The sequence below is a fragment of the Bradyrhizobium sp. CCH5-F6 genome, from assembly GCF_001556045.1.
Lineage (GTDB): Bacteria > Pseudomonadota > Alphaproteobacteria > Rhizobiales > Xanthobacteraceae > Bradyrhizobium.
Map to the genome: position 1 here is coordinate 43,224 of NZ_LSIC01000141.1, position 25,720 is coordinate 68,943.

Below are 25,720 nucleotides of genomic sequence, written 5' to 3' on the forward strand. Positions count from 1 at the left end.
GGCGGCGATGTTCTTTGTTGGGGTGGGCGAGAAGCATCCGGGTCTGCATGAATCCAATTGTGACTTGCAGGCGAGCTGATAGGAACTGGCGCAGGAATATTCATGCGGACGACACGCAACCGGCTCGGACAGATCGCGAATTCGAGACGGAGCAACAGAGTTTCGCCGAGATGTTGCATGCGGATCGAGATTAGAACGATTAGAAAATAGAAGCATTCAAAGATTGAACGACGTCATTCGAGGCTGACATCGATCCTCCAATCGCGACGGTTTCCCGTACAACCTTAGATAACTTCTAGGTCCCGATCCCTTTTCGGAGTACCCGCGTATGTTAGGAAGCGCGGGGACCTGTAATGGAATTGGGGTGCAGGAATGACGCGTGAACTCTCGGCCGGGAAAATCGTGCGCACGCTATCGCTGGGAGCAGTGAGCTATCTGGCGCTGTCGCTGGAATCGTCGGGTGACATTCAGCACGCATTTGCGCAAACGAATCTGCCGCCGGTGACGGTCGATGCTCCCAAGCCAAGAGTTCGGCAGTCGGTTCAAAGATCCCAGTCGACGCGCGCATCGCGGGGACAAAGATCCGTCGCCGCAGCGGCTCCCCGGCAGGCCGCGCCCGTACCCTATGTCGTACCGTCGACCGGTACGATCGGCACCGTACCGCCTGCCTATGCAGGCGGCCAAGTCGCAACTGGCGGAAGTCTCGGTCTTCTCGGCAATCGCGGCGTGATGAACACGCCGTTCAACCAGACGAGCTATACGGCCGAGCTGATCAAGAATCAGCAAGCGCGCACGGTCGGCGACGTCCTGTTCAACGATCCCTCAGTTCGGACGAAGACACCCGCGGGCAACGGCATCGACGGCGTTTACATCAGAGGCTTCTACCACGACAGTGGCGACTATGCCATGAACGGCCTCTATGGAATGGCACCGTTCTATTCAACGTCGGCGAACTTTCTTGAGCGCGTCGAGGTTCTGAAGGGGCCAGGCGTGCTTCTCAGCGGTATGCCGCCTGCGGGTGCTAATGGTGGCAGCATTAATCTGGTGACGAAGCGCGCGCCCGACTTCGACATCACGCAATTAACCGCACTCTATATATCGAAGTCCCAGTTCGGACTGCAGACGGATGTGAGTCGGCGATACGGCGAACACAAGGAATGGGGAGTTCGGTTTAACGGCGAAGCGCGGGGCGGATCGACCGCTTATGACCGACAGACCGACCAGTTTGGCAATGCTGTGCTCAATCTCGATTATCGCGGCGAGCGCGTCCGCTTTTCGACGGATATCGGGTATCAGGCTGAAGATCTCAAGCCACCGCTTCGGTTCTTGACGTTCACCACCAGTCCCCCTTTCGCGACCACGATTCCGGTTCCAGCCCTTCCGAAGCCCGGCGCTAACTACATGCCGGACTGGGCGACATGGAAACCGAGAGATGCGTTCGCCATGACGCGCGGCGAAGTCGATCTGACGGAGTCGCTAACTGCGTATGGCGCGGCTGGATATCACAAGAGTGAGATAGACTACGTCTATCCATCGCCCCGCATCACGAGTGCAAACGGCAACTGGACCGCGGCGCCGTTTAGTGGACGCGATGTTTATGACAACTATGCTGGCGAGGTTGGACTGCGCGCCTCGGTGGACACCGGTCCGATCAATCATCTCTTGACCGTGAACTACTCGGCCTTCGAACGAGACTATAGTTCGTTCGGCAGAGCAGGTGCGGCTATCAATTCAAATCTATACAATCCGCTGCCGGTCCCTTACCCGAACTTCGCTACAGTCGTTCAAAATCTTGAAACACGAACAAAGCTTACCAGCGTCGGCGTTGCTGACACGATGTCCATGCTCGACAACAGGCTTCAGTTCGTGATCGGGGCAAGGCGCCAGACTGCAGGTGTAGATAGTGTGAACCTGCTCACCTCCGCGAAATCGAGTGTTGATGTTCCGACCTGGAGTCCCGGTTATGCAGTCATCGTCAAGCCGCTAGAGAATATCTCGCTTTACGCAAATTACATCGAAGGCCTAAAGTCGCCGGAAGTTGTTACCGGAGCCACGTCGTACTCAAATGTCGGCGAGATCATTCCTCCCGCTCAGACCAAGCAAAAGGAAGTCGGGATGAAGGTCGATATGGGCCGGATCGGCTTTACCGCGAGCGTGTTCGACATCACTAGTCCGAACATCATCTCGGTCGCAGTACCGGGGCAAACCCTTCCTGCGAGGCGACTTGGCGGCGAGCAGCGCAATAAAGGCGTGGAACTGTTCACCTTCGGTGAGGTGACGCCGACGTTCCGGGTGCTGGGTGGCGTAACCTTCATCGACGGAGAAGTGGTTAGGCAGGCAGTCTCGGTTGGGTCGATAATTGTCAGCTATAACGGCAAGATCCCTGTCGGCGTATCTGCGGTCAACCTCAACCTTGGAGCCGAATGGGATACTCCGTTCCTGCCGGGACTGACCATGACGGGTCGGGTCATCTACACTAGCGAGAGTTACGCCAACGATGCGAACACGCAGGAGCTTCCTGCATGGACGCGGGTCGATCTTGGTGCGCGCTACACGTTCCTGTCGCCCTGGAACGGCAAGCCGATCGTCATTCGTGCCAGTGTCGAGAACGTGTTCAACGAAGCGTACTGGAATTCCTATCGCACGGTCAGCAGCGCAATATCACTCGGTGCGCCGCGTACATACCTCCTGTCGACGACGTTCAATTTCTGAGCACCGCGCCGATTCAGATACGTACCGCCGCGGATATTGTCCGCGGCGGTTTTTTGTTTGCTCTTATCGTCAGCAATGGCACGCTTATCGCACTGATGACAATGCGATGAACTGCGTGCGTGGCGGAACGCGCGATCGTGTCGTATCCGAAAAGTTCCTGCGTGCGCAGTTAGAATTGCAGCAATCTGCGGCCCGTCCCGAAATCTCGATATTTTCCTGCGTATTGGCCCGCAAGCGCGGAGGTTGCATTGTGTCTGTCCGTCGCCAGTTTTGAGGTCTTAAAAAAAGTCGCGTCGATATTGCTTTGACCATCGTTTGCTTCTGACCTAGTCAAACGTCTCTGCTTTCGCTTTCCGAAGAGGGGACCGAGCCATGATGGTGTTCGACAGAGACGACGTCACCTTCACCGTCGTCGTGAATCACGAAGAGCAATACTCCATCTGGCCGACGTTCAAGGAGATTCCGGGCGGTTGGAAGGCAGTGGGCAAGACGGGTAGCAAGAAGGAATGTCTCGACTATATCGAGCAGGTGTGGACCGACATGCGCCCACTCAGCTTGCGCAAGTTCATGGACGAAACGGCGCCTGAACAGTCGGCATAGTCGGCGGAGCTGGTCTTCCGATGCGGCTTCTTTGTTTGCCTTACTCCGGCGGCAGCGCCATGGTCTATGCGCGTTGGCGCAGGCTTCTGCCGTCATGGATCGACGTGCGGCCGGTGGAATGGCCTGGGCGCGGCGCGCGCATGGACGAGCCGCTGGCGACAGATCCCCGCGCGTTGGCAGCCCAGCTCGCTGGCGAGCTCAGCGCGCAGATCGACGGCCCTTACGCGTTGTTCGGGCACAGCCTCGGTGCGGTGATCGCGTTCGAGCTCGCGCACGACCTGCTGGATCGCGGCGCGGCTGCACATGCCATTCTCTTTGCCTCGGGCGCGGAAGCCCCGGCGGTCCGCAACGGCAGCAGGTGGCGCGAGCCAATGAGCGACGAGGCGCTGATGCAGAAGCTGCGCAATCTTCAGGGCACGCCCGACGAGGCGCTTTCGAATGCAGAGCTGATGCGATCCGCGCTGCCCGTGCTCCGTGCCGATTTTCTGATGTGCGGGGCCTATGTGTATCGGCCGCGACGTCCGCTGCCATGCCCGGTGCACGTCTTTGGCGGAGCTGATGACGAAACCGGCCGCGAAGCGCTCGAGGCTTGGCGACAGGAGACCTCGGCCTCATTCGCGCTCGATATCCTGCCGGGGCACCACTTCTTCATTCACACGCAACAGGCTGAGCTGATCGAGCGGATCGGCGCGGCGCTGGCCCGGCAGTCGGGTCGGACGATTGATTTGCATTGGAGCGAGGATCATGAGCGCGTTCTCCGTCCAGCCACTCATTGAGGGTAAACCCCTCCCTCTGCTGCTCAAGGCAGATGAAGTAGGGAAACCGCTCGGCAAGGCACTTCCCATGCTGCGCGAGACCATCGACCGACACCTGATTGACAGTGGCGGCATCGTGTTTCGCGATTTCTCGCTCGACGGTCCCGATGCGTTTCGGGCGTTCGCGGCCGATTTCGGCCACCCGCTGCTCACCTACGAGTTTGGATCGACGCCGCGTTCGCAGGTGACCTCGGGGGTCTACACGTCCACGGAATATCCGCCACACCAGCATATCCCGCTGCACAACGAGCAGGCCTATACCCGCGATTGGCCGATGAAGATCTGGTTCTATTGCATGCAGCCGGCGCTGGAAGGAGGGGAGACGCCGATTGCCGACAGTCGGGCCATCTATCGCGACATGCCGCCGGCCATACGCGAGCGGTTTGCCGAAAGGGGCGTGATGTATGTGCGGAACTACGGCAACGGCCTCGATGTCGATTGGCAGCAGGTGTTCGGCACCGACTCCAAGTCGGAAGTGGAGGCTTACTGCGCTCGCCATGACATCGACTGCGAGTGGAAGGAGGATGGCGAGCTCCGCACCCGCCAGGTCTGTCAGGGCACGGCGCAGCACCCGGTCACGGGCGAGTGGGTCTGGTTCAATCAGGCACATCTGTTCCACATCTCAAATCTCGAGCCGGAGGTGCGCGAGAGTTTGCTCGACGTGGTCGACGACGAAGCCGATTTGCCACGCAACGTCTTCTACGGCGACGGTTCGCCGATCGCGGATGAGACGTTGTCGATCGTCCGGGCCGTCCTCGAGAAGCACAAGATCAGCTTTCCCTGGCAGGCCGGCGACGTCGTGATGCTCGACAACATGCTCACCGCACATGCGCGCGCGCCCTTCAAGGGGCCGCGCAAGGTAATTGTCGCCATGGCCGAGGCTCATCGGCAGGGATGATCGGCCGCGCTCGTCATGAGGGCGGTGAGAAGTTCCGGCTGGCGGCCAGGACAGGGATTCGAGAACATGGACAGAGCCAACCTCGTCGAACGCTTGCGAGAACATGCCGCCTTGCGACCGGAGAGAGTGGCGTTGCGGTTCCTGGAAGGCGAAGGCATTGCCGATGAGCTGACGTTTGCCGCGCTCGACGTTCGGATCAGGGCGCTTGCAGCGTGGCTGCAGCAGATGGGCGGAGCAGGCGAGCGGGCGGTGATCCTGCTTCCAAGCGGGATCAATTATGCCGTGGCGTTCTATGCCTGCTTGTATGCCGGCGTGATCGCCGTTCCGGCGTATCCGCCCGAAGGTGGCCCCGAGCGCTATGCGGGGCGTCTCAACGGCATCCTGCGGGATGCGGCGCCGCGCTTCATCCTGGCAGAGACGGCCCTGCGCCATCTGATCGAAGCAACGCTGCCCTCATTGGATGACGTGCAAATCGTTGCGCTGGATACGATCCCGCCAGAACTTGCAGCGGAGTGGCGCGAGACGAGGCCTGCGGCTGATGCGATCGCGTTCCTCCAGTACACGTCCGGATCGACCTCGGAGCCGAAGGGCGTTTGCGTCTCCCATGGCAATTTGACGGCCAACGAACGCGCGATCGAAGCGGTCGCCGGCGGAACGCCGGATGATGTCTTTGTGAGCTGGCTGCCGCTCTATCATGACATGGGGCTGATTGGAGGGCTCCTGAACCCGCTGTTCACAGGCTTCACCGGCGTCCTGATGTCGCCGCGGAATTTTCTCGAACGGCCGCGACGCTGGCTCGAGGCCATCGACCGTCACGGCGGCACGATGAGCGGCGGCCCCGATTTCGCGTACTCGCTCTGCGCCGACCGCATCTCGGACGAGACCATTAGTCGGTTGGACCTCAGCCGTTGGAGATTCGCGTTCTCGGGCTCGGAGTTCGTCCGCCGGGCCACCCTCCAGAAGTTCGGCGACCGGTTTGCACGGGCCGGATTAAATCGGCGGGCATTGACGGCTTGCTATGGTCTCGCCGAAGCGACACTGCTGGTCGCGGCCGACGACATTGCCGAAAACACCGTCAGCTACACGCTCGATACCGCTGAGCTCGCCGCTGGCCGCATCACGATTGCCAGCGAAGGTACCGACCTCGTGGCGTGCGGCCGAACCGATGCATATCACGCTATCCGTATCATGCGCGTCGATGGATCGGCTGCGGCTGAAGCCGATGAGGTCGGCGAAATCTGGGTGAGTGGCCCCAGTGTCGCGCCTGGATACTGGAACAATTTGGAGGCCACGCGCCAAGCCTTCGTCGAGCGAGACGGCGCGCGATGGCTGCGGACCGGCGACGTCGGCTTCATCCGCGATAGCGCCCTGGTCGTGGCTGGGCGCCTCAAGGACCTGCTCATTGTTCGCGGGCAGAACGTCTACCCGACCGACGTCGAGCAGGCGGTCGAAGCTGAGGTCGAATCCGTCCGCGCCGGACGTGTTGCCGCCTTCCCCGTTGAAAGGGACGGACGAGAAGCCATCGGAGTGGCCGCTGAGTTCAGCCGCGCCGTGCTCAGGCGCAGCGATCCCGAGACGCTCGCGCAAGCGATCGGCGAAGCGGTGCTGCGGCAGGCGCAGGAATATCCGGCCGTGATCGTTTTGCTGAACCCGCAAGCGATGCCGCTGACCACGAGCGGCAAGCTGCAGCGGTCCGCCTGCGCGGCACGCCTCGCCGACAACACGCTCGACAGCTTCATGGTGTTCGAGAGGGGCCGTCGTCGCGGCGGCACATCCCTGACGGTGCCGGCGACAGATACCGAGCGTGCCGTCGCCTCGATCTGGTGCGATGCGCTTGGCGTCGCCGTGGTCCATCGCGAGGACGATTTCTTCGTGCTGGGCGGAAACTCGATCGCGGCCGGCCAGGTTGCCGCCGCGATCCGCGATCGCTTGAACGTGGAAGTGGAGCTGCGAACCTTCTTCGACGCACCTACACTCGCAGCCTTCGCCGGTCGGATCGATGCCCTCGCGGGCGCCGGTGCTGGACCGGCGTTGCCGCCGATCGCGTGGGCCGCCCCGGCCGATCGCGCGATGCTGTCGCATGCGCAGGAACGGCTGTGGTTCCTCTGGAACATGGACCCGGCCGGGACGGCCTATACCGTCGCAAGCACTATCCGTCTGAAGGGACGGCTTGATCATGCTGTGCTGTCGCGCGCGCTCGGCGAGATCGTCCGTCGTCACGAGATACTGCGCACCACGTTCGTCGCCAAGGACGGCCGTGGAACGCAGCTCATCCACGATGTCATGAGCATCGGCATACGGCACGAGGATCTGAGGTCCCATTCTGCGCGGGAACGCGCCGAGCGCGCGGAAGCACTGAAGCGTTTCGAGCTTGGTAAGCCGTTCGATCTCGTAAATGGGCCGCTGCTGCGCGCGGTGCTGCTTCAGCACGCGGACGATGCGCAGGAACTGCTGCTGCTGGCTCATCACATCATCGTCGATGGCTGGTCGCTCGACGTCCTGCTCGAAGAGCTGGCCGCTTTCTATCGCAGCGGTATCGGTCAAGGCGGACGCGCGTTGCCGAGCCCGGCGATTCAATATGCCGACTTCGCGGCCTGGCAACGAAACTGGCTCACGGGAGGTGAGGGCGATCGGCAGCTTGCCTATTGGCGCACCAAGCTTGGCGATGTTCATCCCATCCTGGCGTTGCCGCTCGATCGGCAGCGCCCGGCGATCCAGAGCCATGCCGGCGAGACCATTGGTCTTTCGATCGAGGGGGCGCTCGCCGCCCGCCTCCGGGAGGTCGCCGGAAAGCAGCGCGTCAGCGTCTTCATGCTGCTCCTCGGCGCATATCAGGTGCTGCTGCATCGCTATACCGGGCAGAACGATCTGCGCGTCGGCGTGCCGATCGCGGGCCGACGGCACACGCAGCTCGAGCGGCTGATCGGATGTTTCGTCAACACGCTGGTTCTGCGGACAGAGGTTGCGGGCGAAGCGAGCTTCCCGAGCCTGCTGCATCAGGTCAAGGAATCCGTGATCGAGGCGCTGTCGCATCAGGACCTTCCATTCGAAATGCTGGTCGACGGCCTTAGGCCCGAACGCAGCGGTGGCCACAACCCGCTGTTCCAGGCGAAGTTCAACTACATGACGGCGCCGGGCGGATTTGCCGGCGTCGAAGGGCTCTCCGCCGATATCGACATCATCGATCTCGCAGGTTCGCATTTCGACCTCGCGCTCGACGTCGTCGATGGCGCCGTCGGCATGAACGTGACGTTCAACTACGCCACCGATCTGTTCGATCGTCCGACCATCGCGCGGATGGCCGCGCAGTTCGGTTCGATGCTGCGTCAGATTGCCGACAATGCCGAGCGGCGAGTATCTGACTTCGTCATCGACGGTGGGAATCGGCAGGCCGTGTCAAGGCAGGCCGCGACGTTCGACTTCACCGACGTGATCAGCCTTCACCACGCATCGAGCGCCGATAGACAGACTGTCATAGCCATCCGGTGCGGGCGCGAGCAATTGACGTTCGCGGAACTCGCGCGCAGGTCGAACCGCGTTGCACATGTCCTCATCGACAGGGGCGTGACGCGCGAAACGCCGGTCGCACTGTGGATCGAGCGCTCGCCAGCCTTTGTCACGGCCGTGCTCGGCGTGCTGAAGGCCGGCGGTGCCTATGTCCCGCTGGATCCGAAATGGCCGCCGGAACGCATCCGTCGGATCCTCAAGGACGGCAGCATCGACATCGTGATGGCGGCGGGTGAGACACTGGCCGAAGCGCGGAGGCTCGATTGCCTGGTGCTCGATGCGGAAGCGGAAGCCGTGCACGAGGAGATGTCGAGCCTGCCGGTCGTCGCTGCGATTCACCCGGATCAGATCGCCTACGTCATCTATACGTCGGGATCGACCGGCGCGCCGAAAGGTGTCAGCGTCTCGCACGGTGCCCTGGCCAACTACGTGCAGGCAATGCTGCAACGCCTGAAGCCGCGTCGGTCGGCGAACATGGCGATGGTGTCGACGGTCGCGGCCGACCTCGGCCACACTGTCCTGTTCGGCGCGCTGGCGTCCGGCGCGACGCTGCATCTGCTGCCTTCGGATGCTGTGTTCGACGCGGATGCGTTCGCGCAAGCCATGCGCGAGGGGGAGGTCGACATTCTCAAGATCGTGCCGAGCCATCTGCGAGGGCTGATGAGGGCCTCGCGGTCGGCCGATCTTCTACCTCGCGACGCGCTCGTCCTGGGCGGAGAGGCTTGCGATCAAGCACTGTTGGACGAAGTTCGGCGGTTGCGGCCGGAGTGCCGCATTCTGAACCATTACGGCCCCACCGAAACGACCGTCGGGGCGTTGACGCATGAATGCACGACTGAACGCGAGGACAGCCCGATTCCGATCGGACTTCCGCTCGCCAATCTGCGCGCCCATGTTCTGGATGATTCGCTGAACGAAGTGCCGATCGGCGTCACCGGCGAGCTCTATGTCGGCGGCGCCGGGCTGGCGCGGGGCTATCGCGGCGCTGCGAGTCTGACCGCGGAACGCTTCGTGCCGGATCCGTTCGGAGATGCAGGCGAGCGGCTCTACCGAACCGGGGATCGAGTCCGCTGCGACGGAGCCGGCCGGCTGATATTCCTCGGGCGCACCGATGACCAGATCAAGTTGCGCGGCTATCGCATCGAACTCGGCGAGATCGGGCGCGTCATCAGGTCGATGCCTGGTATCGACGATGCGGTAGTGATCCAGCGTGCGATCGGCAGCAGCGCCGAACGCCAGGAGTTGGTCGCCTATTGTGTGCCCGAGGACGGCGCGGGCCCGCAGGCCGATGCGATCAAGCAACAGCTGGCTGCGATCGTGCCGGACTATATGGTGCCGTCGCACATCATCCTGTTGGCGCAACTGCCTCTGACGCCCAATGGCAAACTCGATCGTCGTGCGCTGCCTGAGCCGTCGCAAGACGAGGCGGCCGGTTATGCCGCACCCGCAGGTGAGATTGAAGCTGCGGTCGCAGCGGTCTGGTGTGAGGTGCTCGGTCGCGAGCGCATCGGCCGCAATGATAATTTCTTCGAGCTCGGTGGCGACTCGATTCTGAGCCTGCAGATCATCGCGCGCTTGCGCAAGCGCGGCATCCGCCTCACGCCGAAGCAGATCTTCAGCCAGCAGACGGTCGCCGGTCTGGCGACGGTCGCGGTCCTATCGTCTGGGACGACCGGGAACAAGGAGAAGCCGAAGGCGAATACGTCGACCGGCGGCGAGATCGAGCCTGGCATGCGTCACCTGATGCCGATCCAGACGCGCTTCTTCGCGGAGGACATCGCCAACCGGGATCACTGGAATCAGGCGGTATTGCTGCGGCCGCGGGCGCAGATCGATTGGGAGACACTGCGAGTTGCGCTCGCAGCCATCGTGGAGCATCACGATGCATTGCGCCTGCGGTTCAAGCAAGTCGACGGTGCTTGGCGAGCGGAGCAGGGGCCGCCGCCGTCGTCTTCGGCCCTGCTATGGCTTCATGCGGGCGTCGCTGGCGAGGCGCAGATCACCGAGCTCGCTGGTGCCGCCCAGGCGAGTCTATCGCTCTCGTCGGGGCCGCTGGTCCGCGCCGTTGGCATGGACCTGACGGACGGCGGCCAACGCCTGCTGCTTGCGATCCATCATCTCGTTGTCGATGGCATCTCTTGGCGCATCCTGTTGGAAGATCTGGCATTCGCTTATGGCCAGCTGGAGCGCGGCAGTCCCGTCGCTCTGCCTCCGAAGACAGACTCTTGTGCCTCGTGGGGCGAGCGGCTGCATGCCCACGCGGCGACCGCCGAGATTGCGACCGAATTGCCCCGCTGGCTTGATTGCGATGCCGGCGCGTCCCTGCCATGTGACGATGACCATGACAGCGTCGATTGCGTCGGTGACGGCGGCGAAGTGTCCTTGGTGTTCGACGCGGAAGTGACGTCGCGGTTGCTCGAACAGGCGCCCGCCGCCTATCGGACGCAGGTTAATGACCTGTTGCTGGCCGCCCTCGTGCGCACGATATCGCGGTGGAGCCAACACGACGAGGTCATGGTCGAGCTCGAAGGCCACGGCCGCGAGGACATCTTCCCGGACGCTGATGTGTCCCGTACCGTCGGCTGGTTCACGACGGCATTCCCGGTCCGGCTGAAGGATGCGCTCGACGAGGCCTCGCTGATCAAGGAGGTCAAGGAGACCCTCCGCGCAATTCCGAATCGAGGGCTCGGCTATGGCGTGCTGCGCTACCTAGGCTCCGAGCCACAGCGCGATGCCCTGGCGCAATTGGCGGAGCCGCAGATCGTCTTCAACTATCTGGGCCGTTTCGACAGCAGCATAGGTAGCACCCAGCTCTTCACTTTCGCGCCGGAGAGCGTGGGTCCCTCGCGCAGTGCCTCGTCGCCGATGCGCGGATGGCTGAACATCACCGGCCTCGTGCGTGAGGGCCGGCTGGAATTGTCTTTCGCTTATGGACGCAAGCGCTATCGGTCCGCCACGGTCGAGCGGCTGGCGGTGTACTACGAGGCTGCGCTGCGCGAGCTGGTCACGCATTGCTGCAACGGCGCATTCGGCCTGACGCCATCGGATGTTCCATTGGCCGGGCTCGCTCAGGCCGACCTCGATCGGCTCGCGGCGACCTTGGATATTCGCGGCATCGAGGACATCTATCCGCTCTCGCCGATGCAGCAAGGGATGTTGTTCCATGCGCTGCGTGACGGCGCCGACGACGCCTATGTGAACCAGATCGGGCTCGAGCTGTTCGGCGTCGATGCCGGCCGGCTGCGAGCTGCTTGGCAGGCGGCCAGCGACCGTCATGCCGCCTTGCGGACCCGGTTTGTCTGGCAAAACCTGTCGGGCGTAGCGCAGCAGGTGGTGTATCGCCATGTGACAGTGCCGTTCGTCGAAGAGGACTGGCGCGACCGCTCGCATGTGGATCTGGACGCCGCGCTAGGCGAGACATCCCGCCGTGAGCGCGAGAGGGGCTTCGACCTTTCGCAGCCACCCCTCCAGCGCGTTCGCCTGATACGCCTCGACGACGACCGTCATTGGTTGATCTGGACCCATCATCACATCTTCGTCGATGGGTGGAGTTCGGCCCGGCTGGTCGCGGAGGTCCTGCAGCACGTGGGCGGCGGCACTCTGCCAACCGCGCAGGGTGGCTATCGCGACTATATTGCTTGGCTGCAAGCTCGCGACCGCGAAGGCGCTGACAGGTTCTGGCACGAGGCGCTGGCAGAACTCGAAACGCCGACATTGCTCGCGACCGCGCTGGCGACCAGCAGAACCTCCGGTTCAAAAGGGCACGCCAGTGTCGAGCTTGCGGTGGACGAGGAACTTACCTCGCGTCTGAAGTCGTTCGCCAAGCGCGAGCGGGTGACGCTCAACACCCTCATACAGGGGGCGTGGGCCCAGTTGTTGCGCAGACATACGGGCCAGTCCGCGGTCTCGTTCGGTGTGACCATATCGGGCCGGCCGGCCGAATTGCCCGGCTCGGAGGAGATGGTTGGCCTCTTCATCAACACGCTTCCCATCGTCGATGCGTCGAATCCGCTGATCATTGTCGGCGACTGGCTACGCCATTTGCAGGAGCAGAATCTGGCTCTGCGCGAGCACGGCTGGACGCCGCTCTACCAGATTCAGAGGCTCGCAGGCCACGCCGGGCAGGCGCTGTTCGACAGCATCCTGGTGTTCGAGAATTATCCGATCGACGAGGGATTGCTCCGGGGCGGCGGCCCCCGGCTCGGGCGCGTGGCGCATGTGACGCCGACGAACTATGCGCTGGCGGTTGCCGTGTTCGCCGCGGGTGACAGGCTGAATATCGAATTCAACTACGATCGGTTCCGGTTCGATGAGGCGGCCATCCTGCGTATTCGCGACATTCTGCATGATCTGCTGGAGCGGATCGTGGCGAATGCGGAGCGTGTGCTTGGCGATCTCCGATCGGGTACCGATCAAGATGCGCGACGAATTCTTGACTGGAGTGGTGCGGCGGGCTTGCCGTCGGCCTTGTCTGCCGACGTTGTGACACATATCGAAGCGCAGACGGCGCAAGATCCTTCTGCCGTTGCCATTGTCTGGGGCGATCAGCGCATCTGTTATGGCGAGTTGAACACGCGTGCCAACGCGCTCGCACGGCGGCTTCGCCTCTGGGATGTCGGTGCGGATCGGCTGGCCGGCATCGCGTTGACGCGAAGTCCTGACATGATCGTCGCATTGCTCGCGGTTCTGAAGGCCGGTGGGGCCTACCTCCCGCTGGACCCGGACTATCCGGCCGAACGGCTGGCCTACATGCTGCGTGACAGTGGCGCGGCGTTGGTTCTGACCCAAGACGCGCTGCTCGAGCCGCTCGCGCCGGTACTGCGCGAGGCCGGGGTCGAAGCGCTCTGCATCGACGCGCCATTGGCGCCCACCCAGGACGAGGGCGGCAATCTGCACGTCGAAGTCCATCCGGACAGTCTGGCCTATGTCATCTACACCTCGGGATCGACCGGAACGCCGAAAGGCGTGGCTGTCGCGCGCCGACCGCTTGCGATGCATTGCGAAGCGATCGGCCGGCTTTACCGCATGACCTCCCGCGACCGAGAGTTCCAGACGGCCTCGATCAATTTCGATATCGCCCACGAGCGATGGCTGGTTCCGCTGATGACGGGTGGATCTCTCGTGTTGCCCTCCAAGCCCGGTCTCTTGATCGACGACCTCGCCAGCGAGATCGCGCGAAACGCGGTAACGTCGATCTTTCTTCCGCCGGCCTATGCGGATCAACTGAGCGCCGCGTTGCGGCAGAGCGGGCGCCGGCTTGCGATCAGGGCCTGTATCGTCGGCGGCGAGGCCTGGTCGGATATCGGGATCAAGGCATTGCGCGGAGCTGCGGATGTCGAACTTCTGGTCAACGCCTATGGTCCGACCGAGACGGTGATCGCGCCGACCGCATGGATCGTCGACGACACGAGGTTGAGGCCTGGCCAGTCGGCACCGATCGGACGGCCCGTCGGGGTGAGATCGGCGCACATCCTCGATTCCGATCTCAACATCGTTCCCGTCGGCGCAACCGGCGAGCTGTTTATCGGCGGGGTGGGCCTGGCTCGCGGCTATCTGAACCGGGGAGCATTGACTGCAGAACGGTTTGTCCCAGATCCTTTCGGGAATAGCGGCATGCGCCTCTATCGCACGGGCGATCTCGCGCGCTGGCGTGACGACGGCGTGATCGAATATGTCGGCCGAGGCGACCAGCAGGTGAAGATCCGCGGTTTCCGTATCGAGCTCGGCGAGATCGAGGCGCGCCTGCTCGAGCAGCGCGGCGTGCGTGCAGCGGCCGTGGTGGCCGGCGAGGGCAGGACCGGCCGGCAGTTGTTCGCCTATGCCAGCGGTGAACCGTCCCTCGACAGCCGTACCTTGCGCGACGCACTGTCCGCCATTTTGCCCGATTACATGGTGCCATCGACAGTGACGGTGCTGGAGCAGCTGCCGCTCACCCCCAATGGGAAGATCGATCGACGGACACTGCCCGTGCCGGGCGAGGATGCCTTGACGCGCCGCTCCTATGAGGTGCCCGAGGACGAGATCGAGCTCGCACTCGCCAGGATCTGGGCGGAGCTGCTCGATGTCGACCGGGTCGGACGCAACGATCACTTCTTCGAGCTCGGCGGGCATTCCTTGCTTGCGGTGCGGGTGCTCAGCCGGGTGTCGCAGGAGATCGGCGTATCGATCGCGGTCTCGGATCTGTTCGCTCATCCCGATCTCGCGTCATTTGCACGCGTCGTGTCGATCAGGCTGATCGAACAGGAATTCGACGCCCAAGAGCTCCGGGAACTGGTCGGAGCGGAGCAGTGAGCATGGCCGACACGGCAAGGCCGAGCTTGCGAGATCTGGATCCCGCGCAGATGAGAAAGCTCGTCTCGTTGGCCAGGGATCGCGGCCGGAGTGCGGACAGGAGCGGCGCGATTGCCATTCCCGCAGTGGCGCGCGGCGGATCACTGGAGATGTCCTTTGCGCAGCAACGGCTCTGGCTGTTGACGCAACTCGATGGCGCCAATTCCAACTATCACATTCGCGGAGCGTTGCGGCTCTCGGGCGACCTCGATGTCGAAGCCTTGCGTCGGAGCATCGACCGCTTGTTCGCGCGCCATGAGGCGTTGCGCAGCGTCTTTCGCGTGGTCGACGAACAGCCGCGCGTGATGCTGCTGCCTGATTATGAACGCGTGCCGCTGCTCCAGCATGATCTGCGCGGCCGGGACGACCGCGATCAGGAGCTCGCGCGCCTCTGCTGCGAGGAGGCTGCGACGCCGTTCGACCTCGCTCTAGGACCGTCGATCCGCGGCCGGCTGATCCGGACGGAGGAGCGGGACTATCTCTTCCTGCTCACCCAGCATCACATCGTCTCCGATGGTTGGTCGATCGGCGTGCTCATGCGTGAGCTCGGTGCGCTCTACCGGGCTTTCGTCGCGGGCAAAGACGATCCTTTGCCGCCATTGACGATCCAGTATCCGGACTATGCCGCCTGGCAGCGACAATGGCTCTCGGGCGAGCGATTGCAGCGGCAGGCCGAGTTTTGGCGACAGGCACTGGCGGATGCGCCGGCGGTGCTCGAGTTGCCGACGGACCGGCCGCGTCCGCCGGTCAGGTCGCTCGCCGGCGCGGCCTTGCCGGTCGAGATTGATGCCGAGCTGGCTTCTGCCATTCGCCGGCTGGGCCAGTCGCATCGAGCCAGCTCGTTCATCATCGTGCTGGCGGCCTGGGCTGCGGTGCTGTCAAGGCTCTCGGGGCAGACGGATATCGTCATCGGCACGCCGACGGCCAACCGAAACAGGCCGGAGATTGAAGGCCTGATCGGATTTTTCGTCAACATGCTGGCTGTCCGCGTCGATCTCTCGGCCGAGCCCAGCGTCGCCGAACTGCTCGGTCGCGTGCGCACTGCCGCGCTCGCTGCGCAGGATCATCAGGATCTGCCGTTCGAGCACGTCGTCGAAATCACTCAGCCGCTGCGACGACTGGAGCGGACGCCGATCTTTCAAGTCGTGTTCGCCTGGCAGAGCAACGAGACGGGGGCGCTCGAACTGCCCGGTCTCAAGGCCGAGGTCGCCGATATACCGCTCGAGCAGGTCAAGTTCGATCTCGAACTTGCTCTTGGCGAAATGGACGGACGTATTGTCGGGTCCCTGAACTATGCGACGGCGCTGTTCGACGGAGCGACGATCAGGCGCCACTGGGACTATCTGTTGGCTGTGCTGCGAGCTATGGTTGCCGACGCAGACCAAGTGGTCGATCGAATCGACATTATCGGTGCGGAGGAGCGCAGGCGCGTTCTCGATGCATGGAACGAGACCGCCTCACCATTTCCCTCCGAGCGTTGCATTCACGAATTGTTTGCAGAGCAGGTAAGAACGGCGCCGGACCCCGACGCGCTGGTGTACGGAGACGTTCGCCTGAGCTACGGCGAACTCGATGCCAGAGCGAATACGCTTGCGCGGCGCTTGATGTCCCTGGGTGTGGCGCCGGACCAGCCTGTCGCAATCTGCCTGCCGCGCGGTATTGCCATGGTGGTGAGCCTGCTGGCCGTGCTGAAGGCGGGTGGGGCCTATCTGCCGCTCGATCCCGCCTATCCGGCAGAGCGACTACGCCAGATTGCCGAGGATGCCAAGCCGCGAGTGCTGATCGCCGACGAGGCGGGAACGGCAATATTCCGGGATGGGACCTGTGAGATCGTCGATCCCGGGGTGAATGCGTCCGCCGTCACAGCGCAGGCGACATGCGATCCTAGCGGCCTCGTCGAAGGGCTAAGCTCGCGTAACCTCGCCTACATCATCTATACGTCCGGCTCGACTGGCCTGCCGAAAGGGGTGATGGTCGAGCATCGCGGCTTGGTGAATCTGGCGCGAACACAGCGGGCGCTGTTCGAGGTCAATTCGCTCAGCCGAGTCGTGCAATTTGCCTCGTGCAGCTTCGATGCCAGCATCTGGGAAATCGTCATGGCGCTGTGCTCGGGCGCGACGTTGTTTCTGGCTGGGCCGCGAGAGCATCAGGACACTTCGGAACTGTTCGGCTACCTCGCGGACAATGCGATTACGCATGCGACCTTGCCGCCGGCGATGCTGCACGGGCGTACCGATCTCGACCGCCTGGCCTCGCTGCGGGTCCTCGTCCTGGCCGGTGAATTGCCCAAGGCCGAGCTGATCAAGGAAATGCCTCCCGGTGTCGCGGTCTTCAACGGCTACGGTCCCACGGAAGCAACGGTCTGCGCCACGAGCTGGCTGCGGCCGCCGGACTTCGATGGCGACGCCGCCCCGATCGGCCGCCCGCTGCCGAATGTGCGGATCTATCTTTTGGACCGGTTCGGGAGGCCCGTTCCGCTCGGCGCGGTGGGTGAAATCTGGATCGGAGGCGTCGGAGTTGCGCGCGGTTATCTCAACCGGGCCGATCTGACGGCGGAGCGCTTCGTCCGCGATCCCTTCCACGGTGATGCGGAAGCGCGCATATATCGCACCGGCGACCTTGGGCGTTATTTGCCGGACGGAAATATCGCGTTTCTCGGCCGCAATGATCACCAGGTCAAGATCCGCGGCTTTCGCATCGAGCTTGGTGAGATCGAGTTTCGACTGAACGAGCACGCCGACGTGGCCGATTCCGTCGTGCTCGTGCACCGGGACCATAGCGGCGATACGCGGCTGGTTGCTTATGTGGCCGCGCGTCGTAGTGACGGAGCTGGGCTCGATGCCGGTGAATTTGCCGGAGCGATGCGCAATCATTTGCGGGCGTGCCTGCCGGACTACATGTTGCCGTCGGCCTTCGTGCGCCTCGATGCATTGCCGCTCACGCCGAGCGGCAAGGTCGACCGCAAGGCACTGCCGGCGCCGGACGACGATGCGTTTGCGCGGCGCCGTTTCGAGTCGCCGCGAGGCGATGTTGAGCAGGTCGTCGCGAACGTCTGGGCCGAGCTTTTGGGCGTCGATCGAATTGGGCGCAGCGATCACTTCTTCGAACTCGGAGGCCACTCGCTGCTCGCGGTCCGCATGCTGGAGCGGCTGCAGCGGCATGGGCTGAAATCGGACGCGCGCACGCTTTTCGCAAATCCGGTTCTGGCGGATTTTGCTGCCAGCCTCGATGACAGCGGAGAAGCCGACGTTCCGGACAACCGGATCACCCGGCAGACTACGACGATCACGCCAGAGATGTTGCCGCTGATCGCGTTGACGCAATCCGACATCGACAGCATCGTGGCCGGCGTTCCCGGCGGCGCCGCCAACATTCAGGACATCTACGGCCTGTCGCCGCTTCAGGACGGTATCCTCTTTCATCATCTGCTGTCGAAGGAAGGCGATCCATATCTGCTGGTCGGCCAGATGGCGTTTGCCAGCCGCGATCTGCTCGATCGTTATCTCGACGCGGTGCGGCAGGTGGTCGATCGCCACGATATTCTGCGAACGTCGATCGTCTGGAATGGCCTGTCCACGCCGGCGCAGGTGGTTTGGCGGCGGGCGCCCTTGGTTGTCAGCGAGATCGTGCTGGAGGGCGAAGATCCTGCCGACGAGCAGCTCGCGCGACGGTTCGATCCGCGGTTTCATCGGATCGATCTCGGACAGCCGCCGCTGCTGCGCTTTGCAGTCGCAGCCGATCCTGATCGAGGGCGGTGGCTGCTCCTGGTCTTGCTGCATCACCTGATCGGCGATCATTCCACGCTGGAGGTGATGCACGACGAGGTCGTGAAGATATTGTCCGGACGCAGTCACGAACTGCCGCCGCCATATCCGTTCCGGAATCTGGTGGCGCAGGTCCGTGGTTCGACGGCGAACGCGGAGCATGAGCGCTTCTTCCGTGGCATGCTCGCCGACATCGATGAGCCGACCACGCCGTTTGGGCTGGAGCGGGTGCACGGCGACGGTGGCGGCGTTGTGGAAGCCCGGCGGATGCTGCCGGAAGGGCTGAACGCAAGGCTTCGTGCCCACGCGCGGCGGCTGGGCGTCAGCCTCGCCAGCCTTTGCCATCTCGCCTGGGGGCAGGTGGTGGCGCGAAGCAGCGGGCGCGAGCGAGTCGTGTTCGGAACGGTCCTGTTCGGTCGCATGCAGGCCGGCGCCGGCGGCGATCGCACCATGGGCTTGTTCATCAACACCTTGCCGCTGCGGCTCGATCTCGATGATAGGGCGGTCGAGGACAGTGTTCGTGACGCACATGATAGGCTGACTGAGCTGATGGCGCATGAGCACGCCTCGCTGACGCTTGCGCAACGGTGCAGCGGCGTCGCTGCACCGGCGCCCCTGTTCAGCTCGATCCTGAACTATCGCCACAACACCATGCCGGCCGATTTGGCTGCGGACAGGGGCGGCTCCGGCATCGAATGGCTCGGTGGCGAAGAGCGCACCAATTATCCCTTGATGCTGGCCATCGAGGACTACGGTCAGGCGCTTGGCCTGACGGCTCAGATCGTCCGCCCGCTTTCGGCCGGTCGCATCTGTGCCTTGATGCAGCAGGCGCTGGAGCAATTGGCTGAGGCGCTGGACCGCGCGCCGCGCGCGCCGGTCCGGCAACTCGAGATTCTGCCCCCAGACGAGCGCCAGCTTCTGCTGGAGGCGTGGAATCGAACGCAGACGCAGTATCTGCGAGAGTCGTTCATCGCGCAGTTCGAGACACAGGTCCGGAACTCGCCCGAAGCGATCGCGCTGGTGTTCGGCGCGACGGCGCTGAGTTACAACGCGCTGAATGCGCGTGCCAACAGGCTGGCGCGGCGCTTGCGGGATCGCGGCGTCGGAACCGACGTCGTGGTCGGGCTGGCGCTCGACCGGGGCGCCGAGATGCTGGTTGCGCTGCTGGCCGTGTTGAAGGCGGGTGGGGCCTATCTGCCGCTCGATCCGGATTACCCGCCGGAGCGGCTGGCGCACATGCTGCGCGACAGCGGCGCGGCGCTCGTGCTGACGCAGATGGACTTGCGCGATCAGTTCGCCGCCGTGCTGGCGGAGACCGGGGCCGAGGCCTGGCTGCTCGACGGAGAGCACGGCGAGGGTGGGGATGCCGGCAATCTCGATGTCGCCGTTCACGGCGAGAGCCTCGCCTATGTGATCTACACCTCGGGTTCGACCGGCCTGCCCAAGGGCGTGATGGTCCGCCGTGACGCCGTGACGAACTTTCTGGCGACCATGGCGGAACAGCCCGGCATGACGGCCGCCGACCGCGTGCTCGGCCTGACCTCGCTGTCCTTCGACATCGCGGTCCTGGAGCTATGGCTGCCGCTGACGATTGGCGCCTGCGTGGTGCTGGCCGATCGTGCGGCGGCGCATGATCCCATCAGGCTCAAGGCGATCGTGCAGCGGCACGACGTGTCCCTGATCCAGGCGACGCCATCGACCTGGCGCATGCTGCTCGATCACGAGGGTCCCGCGCTATCCGCAAGCTGCCGGGTGCTGTGCGGCGGCGAGGCGCTGCCGCCGGATCTGGCGCGACGGCTGGTGGCGCAGGCCGGCGAGGTCTGGAACCTGTACGGCCCGACCGAGACGACGGTGTGGTCGGCGCGCCACCGGCTCGATGCGACGGACGATCGTCCGCTGCTGGGCGGCCCGATCGGCAACACCACGCTTTATATTCTCGACGGTGATCTCAACCTGGCGCCGGTCGGTGTTGCCGGCGAGCTCTATATCGGCGGTGCGGGGTTGGCCCGCGGTTATTGGCGGCGCGGCGCGCTGACGGCGGAGCGCTTCATCCCCGATCCGTTCGGTCCTCCCGGCGCGCGGCTGTACCGCACCGGCGACGTGGCGCGGTGGCGCTCCGACGGCGTGCTCGACTATGTCGGCCGTGCCGACCATCAGGTCAAGATCCGCGGCTTCCGCATCGAGCTCGGCGAGATCGAGGCGCGGCTACAGGCGCAGTATGGCGTGCGCGCGGCCGTGGTGGTCGCGCGTGAGGCCGCCGCTGGTCGCCAGCTGGTTGGCTATGTCAGCGGCGAGGCGTTGGATGGGGCGGCGCTCAAGACGGCGTTGTCCTCCGTCCTGCCGGACTACATGGTGCCGGCACGGATCGTGGTGCTTGAGCGACTGCCGCTGACGCCGAACGGCAAGATCGACCGCAAGGCGCTGCCGGCCCCGGATCAGCTTGCGGCGTCAGTCGAGCACGTCGCACCGCGCACGCCGGCCGAGGCGGCGCTGGCCGCGATCTGGGCCGACCTGCTGCGCCAGCCACAAATTGGCGTCACTGACAATTTCTTCGAGCTCGGCGGTGATTCCATCATCTCGTTGCAGATGGTGAGCCGTGCGCGGCGCGAAGGCGTGCTCATCGAGCCGCGTGACGTATTCCGGTATCAAACGATTGAGGCGTTGGCAGCGTCGTCCCGCGATGTCGGTTCTGGCAGGGACGATCCGGCATTGCGACCCGGCTCGCTCTCGGGACTGTCCGGCGCGCAGCTCGAGCGGCTCGGCCTGGACTTGGATCGCATCGAGGACGTCTATCCGCTGTCGCCGATGCAGCAGGGTATGCTGTTTCACAGCCTGCGCGATGCCGGCAGCGGCGTCTATGTCAACCAGGTCAGCGTCGAGATCCGCGGCCTTGATCCGCAGCGCCTCGGCAAAGCATGGCGCGAGGTGAGCGCGCGTCATCAGATGCTCCGGACCGGCTTTTTGTGGCGCGAGCTCTCCGGCTCCCCGCTGCAGGTCGTCTATCATGACGCCGTCACGCCGTTTGAGCAGGAAGACTGGCGCGGGCAGGCGATCGGCGACGAGCGCATTTCGGCTGCCCTTGCCGAGGAGCGAGCCGCCGAGTTCGATCTCCAAGCGCCGCCGCTCCAGCGTGTACGGCTGCTGCGGCTCCAAGACGACCTGTATCGGCTGATCTGGACGTATCATCACATCCTGATGGATGGCTGGAGTTCAGCGAGGTTCGTCGGAGACGTCCTGGAGTGCTATTACGGCGGCCGGTCTGCCGCGAACAAGACACGCTACCGCGATTACATCGCCTGGCTGCTGGCGCAGGACGCCAAGGCTGCGGAAAGCTTCTGGCGCGAGCAGCTCAGGAAGTTCGACCAGCCGACGCAACTGGCCGACGCCTTCCGCGCGCGCCGCCATCACGTGTCCGGCCACAATCGCTGTTACACGCGTCTCGGTGAGACGGCGACCGCGGAGCTGAAGGCGTTCGCGCGCCGCGAGCGGATCACGTTGAACACGATCGTCCAAGGCGTATGGACCATGCTGCTACAGCGCTACACCGGCCAGAGCACCGTGACGTTCGGCGTGACGGTGGCCGGTCGCCCGGCCAGCCTCGACGGATCGCAGCAGATGCTCGGGCTCTTCATCAACACGCTGCCCATGATCGAGACGCTGCCGCCGGCCAGCTCCATCGGCGAATGGCTGCGAGCGCTGCAAGACCGCAATTCGGCGATCCGGGACTACGAGCACACGCCGCTCTACGACATCCAGGGCTGGGCCGGCCGCGCCGGCCAGACGATGTTCGACAGCATCATCGTCTTCGAGAACTATCCGATCGAACGCAGCATGCATCGCGGCGACGGCGCTTTGCAATTCAGCGGTCTGAAGAATGTCGACGTGACGAACTATCCGATGGACCTGTCGGTGCTCGTCGAAGACACGATCCAGGTCGAATACACCTACATGCCGAGCCATTTCACGGCCGTGCAGGCGGCGCAGATCCAGGCGCAGTTCGAGCATCTGCTGGCTGCGCTGACGCGGGACGCCACGGCTCTGCTCGGTAGCATCGATCCCGTCACGGAGCTCGACGCCGCTCTTGCGGATCGCTGCAATCGTCACGCGATGTCGAGCGCCCCGCTGCCCCTGGTGCACGAGGCGATCAGCGGCCACGCGCAGCGTCATCCGGAGCGGACGGCGCTGACCATCGGCAGCACGGTGCTCTCGTTCGGAGAGCTCGAGCGCAGGGCCAACCGTCTGGCCCATCACCTGATCGCCCGGGGACTCAAACCCGAGCAGCGGGTCGGCGTGGTGGCCGAGCGGACCGACATCACGATGATCGCGTTGCTGGCCGTGCTCAAGGCAGGCGGGGCTTACGTCCCCCTCGATCCCGAATTGCCATCCGAGCGGCATGCCTTCGTCATGCGCGATGCTGCGATCGCGTACCTGTTGACGGGACGGCTCGAGATCGAAGGCAGCCAGGCTGGTGTCGAAAGGATCGCGCTGTCCACGTTCGACTTCGACTCCGGCCCCGACCATCCGCCGCAACCTGAAATGCATCCTGAAAACCTTGCCTATCTGATCTATACTTCGGGCTCTACGGGGGCGCCAAAGGGCGTCGCCGTCGCGCACGGGCCGCTGGCGATGCACTGTCACGTCACGGGCAGTCTCTACGAGATCGACGAAAGCTCCTGCGAGCTGCATTTCTTGTCGCTCGCCTTCGATGGCGCCCATGAACGCTGGCTGACGGTTCTGTCGCACGGCGCGCGGCTGCTGATGCGTGACGCCGAGCTGTGGACGCCGGAGCAGACGGTTGAAAACCTGCACGCCCATCGCGTCAGCCATATCGGATTGCCGCCGGCCTACCTTCAGCAGGTCGCGGAATGCGTCGAGCAGAACGGCATCCCTCCGCCGGTCAAGCTCTATTCGTTCGGCGGCGAGGCGATGCCGAAGGCGGGGTTCGACAAGGTCAAGCGCATCCTCAAGCCGCGCATTCTGATCAATGGCTATGGCCCGACCGAAACCGTTGTCACGCCGCTGGTCTGGAAGGTCGACGGGGCGGGCGAATGTGACACGCCCTACGCGCCGATCGGCGTTCCGGTCGGTGACCGCCGCGCCTACATTCTCGATGGCGCGCTCGACATCATTCCCGCCGGTGTTGCCGGCGAACTCTATCTCGGCGGATTCGGGCTTGCGCGTGGCTATCACGGCAGAGCGGGCATGACCGCCGAGCGCTTCGTCCCCGATCCCTTTTCCGCGATGCCGGGCGCGCGGCTGTACCGTACCGGCGATCTGGCGCGTTGGCGCGATGACGGCACCGTGGAATATCTCGGCCGCAGTGACGACCAGGTCAAGGTCAACGGCTTCCGGATTGAGCTCGGGGAGATTCAGACCTCGCTGCTCCGTCACGAGGCGATCGCACAGGCGGCGGTCGTGGCCGTGCCGGCGGCGGCCGGAAATCAGCTCCTCGCCTATGTCGCGCCGAAAGTGGCAGGCGACGCAGCGGCCGGCGCGGCCGAGGCGCTGGTCGAGCGCTTGACCGGTTTCCTGAAGCAGATTTTGCCGACCTATATGGTGCCGGCGCGGATCATGGTGCTGGAGCGATTGCCGACATTGTCGAGCGGCAAGATCGACCGGCGTGCACTGCCGTCCCCCGACGCGTCGATGCGCAGCTTCGTCGCCCCGCAAGGCCCGGCAGAGATTGCGATGGCACGCTTGTGGTCCAAGATTCTGAATGTGCCGCAGGTCGGCGCCACCGACAATTTCTTCGAGCTTGGCGGCAATTCGATTCTATGCCTGAAAGTGATGGCGCGGCTCCGCCAGGACAAGACGTTCGGGATCGAGATCAAGCTCCGCGATCTGCTTCAAAAACCGACGATCCGTGCATTGCTCGCCGACAACGCCAACACCGCGTCCGCCGTCGCGCCGGCGCCGTCGGCGCTGCTGCCGCTGAATGCTGCGGTTCGCGGCATTGCTCCGGTGTTCTGCGTGCATGGCGGCTTTGGCACAGTGTTCGACTACGGACCGCTGGCGCGTCGCCTCGAAGGGCGGCGGCACGTGATCGGGCTGCAATCGAGAATGCTGGTCGATCCGTCCTGGAGCGACAGTTCGCTCGAAGCGACGGCCGTGGACTACGCAGCTGAAATCAGGCGGATGCAGCCGCGCGGCCCGTATAGCCTGATCGGCTGGTCGCTGGGAGGGCTGCTGGCCAGTCTGATCGCGGCCGAGCTCGAACGCGGCGGTGAGTGCGTCGATGGTCTTGCCTTGGTCGACAGCTTCGTGCCGCGGCAACGAGATGAATTGAGCCGAGAGGTCATGGCTCACTGGGCCGACGACCTCGCCGGATTGCTGTCGGCCGTACTTCCGAACGCGGCGGCCTCTTGCATCAACGCGCCTGTCGAGGCGGCGAAACGCGCCGGCCTGCCGGAGATGCCGGAGAGCATCCGCGATGTGGTCGCTTCTGTCATGGAGCACGGCAGGAGCGTGAGGGCAGACGAGGCGTTGCTCGGGGTGGACGATGTGTCCGCCGCCTTCGCGGTTGGACGGCATCTCAACAGGCTGGCGCAAAAGGCCACGCTGCCGCGAGGCCTCGAAGTCGCGCCGCTCTGCTGGTGGACGTCGGTCCGTCTGAAGCAGCGCGATAGGCTGAAATTGCAAGTGCCGAAGGCCGTTGACCGCGGCGTCGCAGGTGACAACCATTTCACGATGCTGAAGCATGCCGGTCTGCTCGACGAGCTCTGCAGCCTGCTCGCGCCAGCGGAGGCGTCGACGATCGCGCAGAATACGATTCCGGAACCGGCGGAGTGAACCCTTGAGTCTTGATCCAGATATCGCAGCATTGCTCGAGATGGTGCAGGCGGGCACTGAAAGCGGCGCGCGCATTCCGTTTCCGCAATTGACCGCCGTGCAGGCGCGGGCCGATTTCGATGCGTCGTCGCCGCTGCTCGATGTCGATCCGCCTGCGCTTGGCTACGAGCGCCGCCTCTCGCTGCCGACGCGGGATGGAGCGATGATCGAAGCGCGGCTTTACACCAGCGTGGCGCCCAACGATCGCAATCCGGTCCCGGTCCTTCTCCTGTCTCTTATACACATCTGACGCTGCCGACGAAGAG

General features: G+C 64.0%; 7 protein-coding genes. All 7 read left to right on the forward strand.

All coding sequences use genetic code 11. The features are described 5' to 3' along the window. Positions 1 to 372 precede the first annotated feature (372 nt). The 7 genes from AX729_RS25495 (at position 373) to AX729_RS25525 (ending at position 25,704) form a co-directional block, all read left to right on the forward strand. Complete coding sequence (locus AX729_RS25495) at positions 373 to 2,712, forward strand: TonB-dependent receptor (RefSeq protein WP_061026954.1); 2,340 nt, start codon at positions 373 to 375, stop codon at positions 2,710 to 2,712. 372 nt (positions 2,713 to 3,084) lie between these two features. Continuing rightward, positions 3,085 to 3,312 carry an MbtH family protein gene (locus tag AX729_RS25500; RefSeq protein WP_061026955.1) on the forward strand — a complete coding sequence of 76 codons (228 nt, stop codon included), beginning with the start codon at positions 3,085 to 3,087 and terminating at the stop codon, positions 3,310 to 3,312. 20 nt (positions 3,313 to 3,332) lie between these two features. Next, positions 3,333 to 4,088, forward strand: a complete 756-nt coding sequence (locus AX729_RS25505; protein ID WP_082770534.1) for a thioesterase II family protein — start codon at positions 3,333 to 3,335, stop codon at positions 4,086 to 4,088. Beyond that, entirely contained in the window at positions 4,057 to 5,025 is a 969-nt protein-coding gene (locus AX729_RS25510; RefSeq protein WP_061026957.1) for a TauD/TfdA family dioxygenase, read from the forward strand. Before AX729_RS25505 ends, AX729_RS25510 begins: the two co-directional genes overlap by 32 nt. A gap of 66 nt (positions 5,026 to 5,091) precedes the next feature. After that, positions 5,092 to 14,823: a non-ribosomal peptide synthetase gene (locus AX729_RS25515; protein WP_061026958.1), complete on the forward strand. Its 9,732-nt coding sequence runs from the start codon at positions 5,092 to 5,094 to the stop codon at positions 14,821 to 14,823. Between the two features lie 2 nt (positions 14,824 to 14,825). Next, a complete protein-coding gene (locus AX729_RS38925) occupies positions 14,826 to 25,415 on the forward strand; it encodes a non-ribosomal peptide synthetase (RefSeq protein ID WP_082770535.1) in 10,590 nt (3,529 codons plus the stop codon). Between the two features lie 4 nt (positions 25,416 to 25,419). After that, entirely contained in the window at positions 25,420 to 25,704 is a 285-nt protein-coding gene (locus AX729_RS25525) for a hypothetical protein (protein ID WP_245325378.1), read from the forward strand. Positions 25,705 to 25,720: the final 16 nt, after the last annotated feature.

Bases quoted from the DNA above. Each gene is read 5' to 3' on its own strand.
- AX729_RS25495 (WP_061026954.1), top strand. From the start codon at position 373: ATGACGCGTGAACTCTCGGCCGGGAAAATCGTGCGCACGCTATCGCTG.
- AX729_RS25500 (WP_061026955.1), top strand. From the start codon at position 3,085: ATGATGGTGTTCGACAGAGACGACGTCACCTTCACCGTCGTCGTGAAT.
- AX729_RS25505 (WP_082770534.1), top strand. From the start codon at position 3,333: ATGCGGCTTCTTTGTTTGCCTTACTCCGGCGGCAGCGCCATGGTCTAT.
- AX729_RS25510 (WP_061026957.1), top strand. From the start codon at position 4,057: ATGAGCGCGTTCTCCGTCCAGCCACTCATTGAGGGTAAACCCCTCCCT.
- AX729_RS25515 (WP_061026958.1), top strand. From the start codon at position 5,092: ATGGACAGAGCCAACCTCGTCGAACGCTTGCGAGAACATGCCGCCTTG.
- AX729_RS38925 (WP_082770535.1), top strand. From the start codon at position 14,826: ATGGCCGACACGGCAAGGCCGAGCTTGCGAGATCTGGATCCCGCGCAG.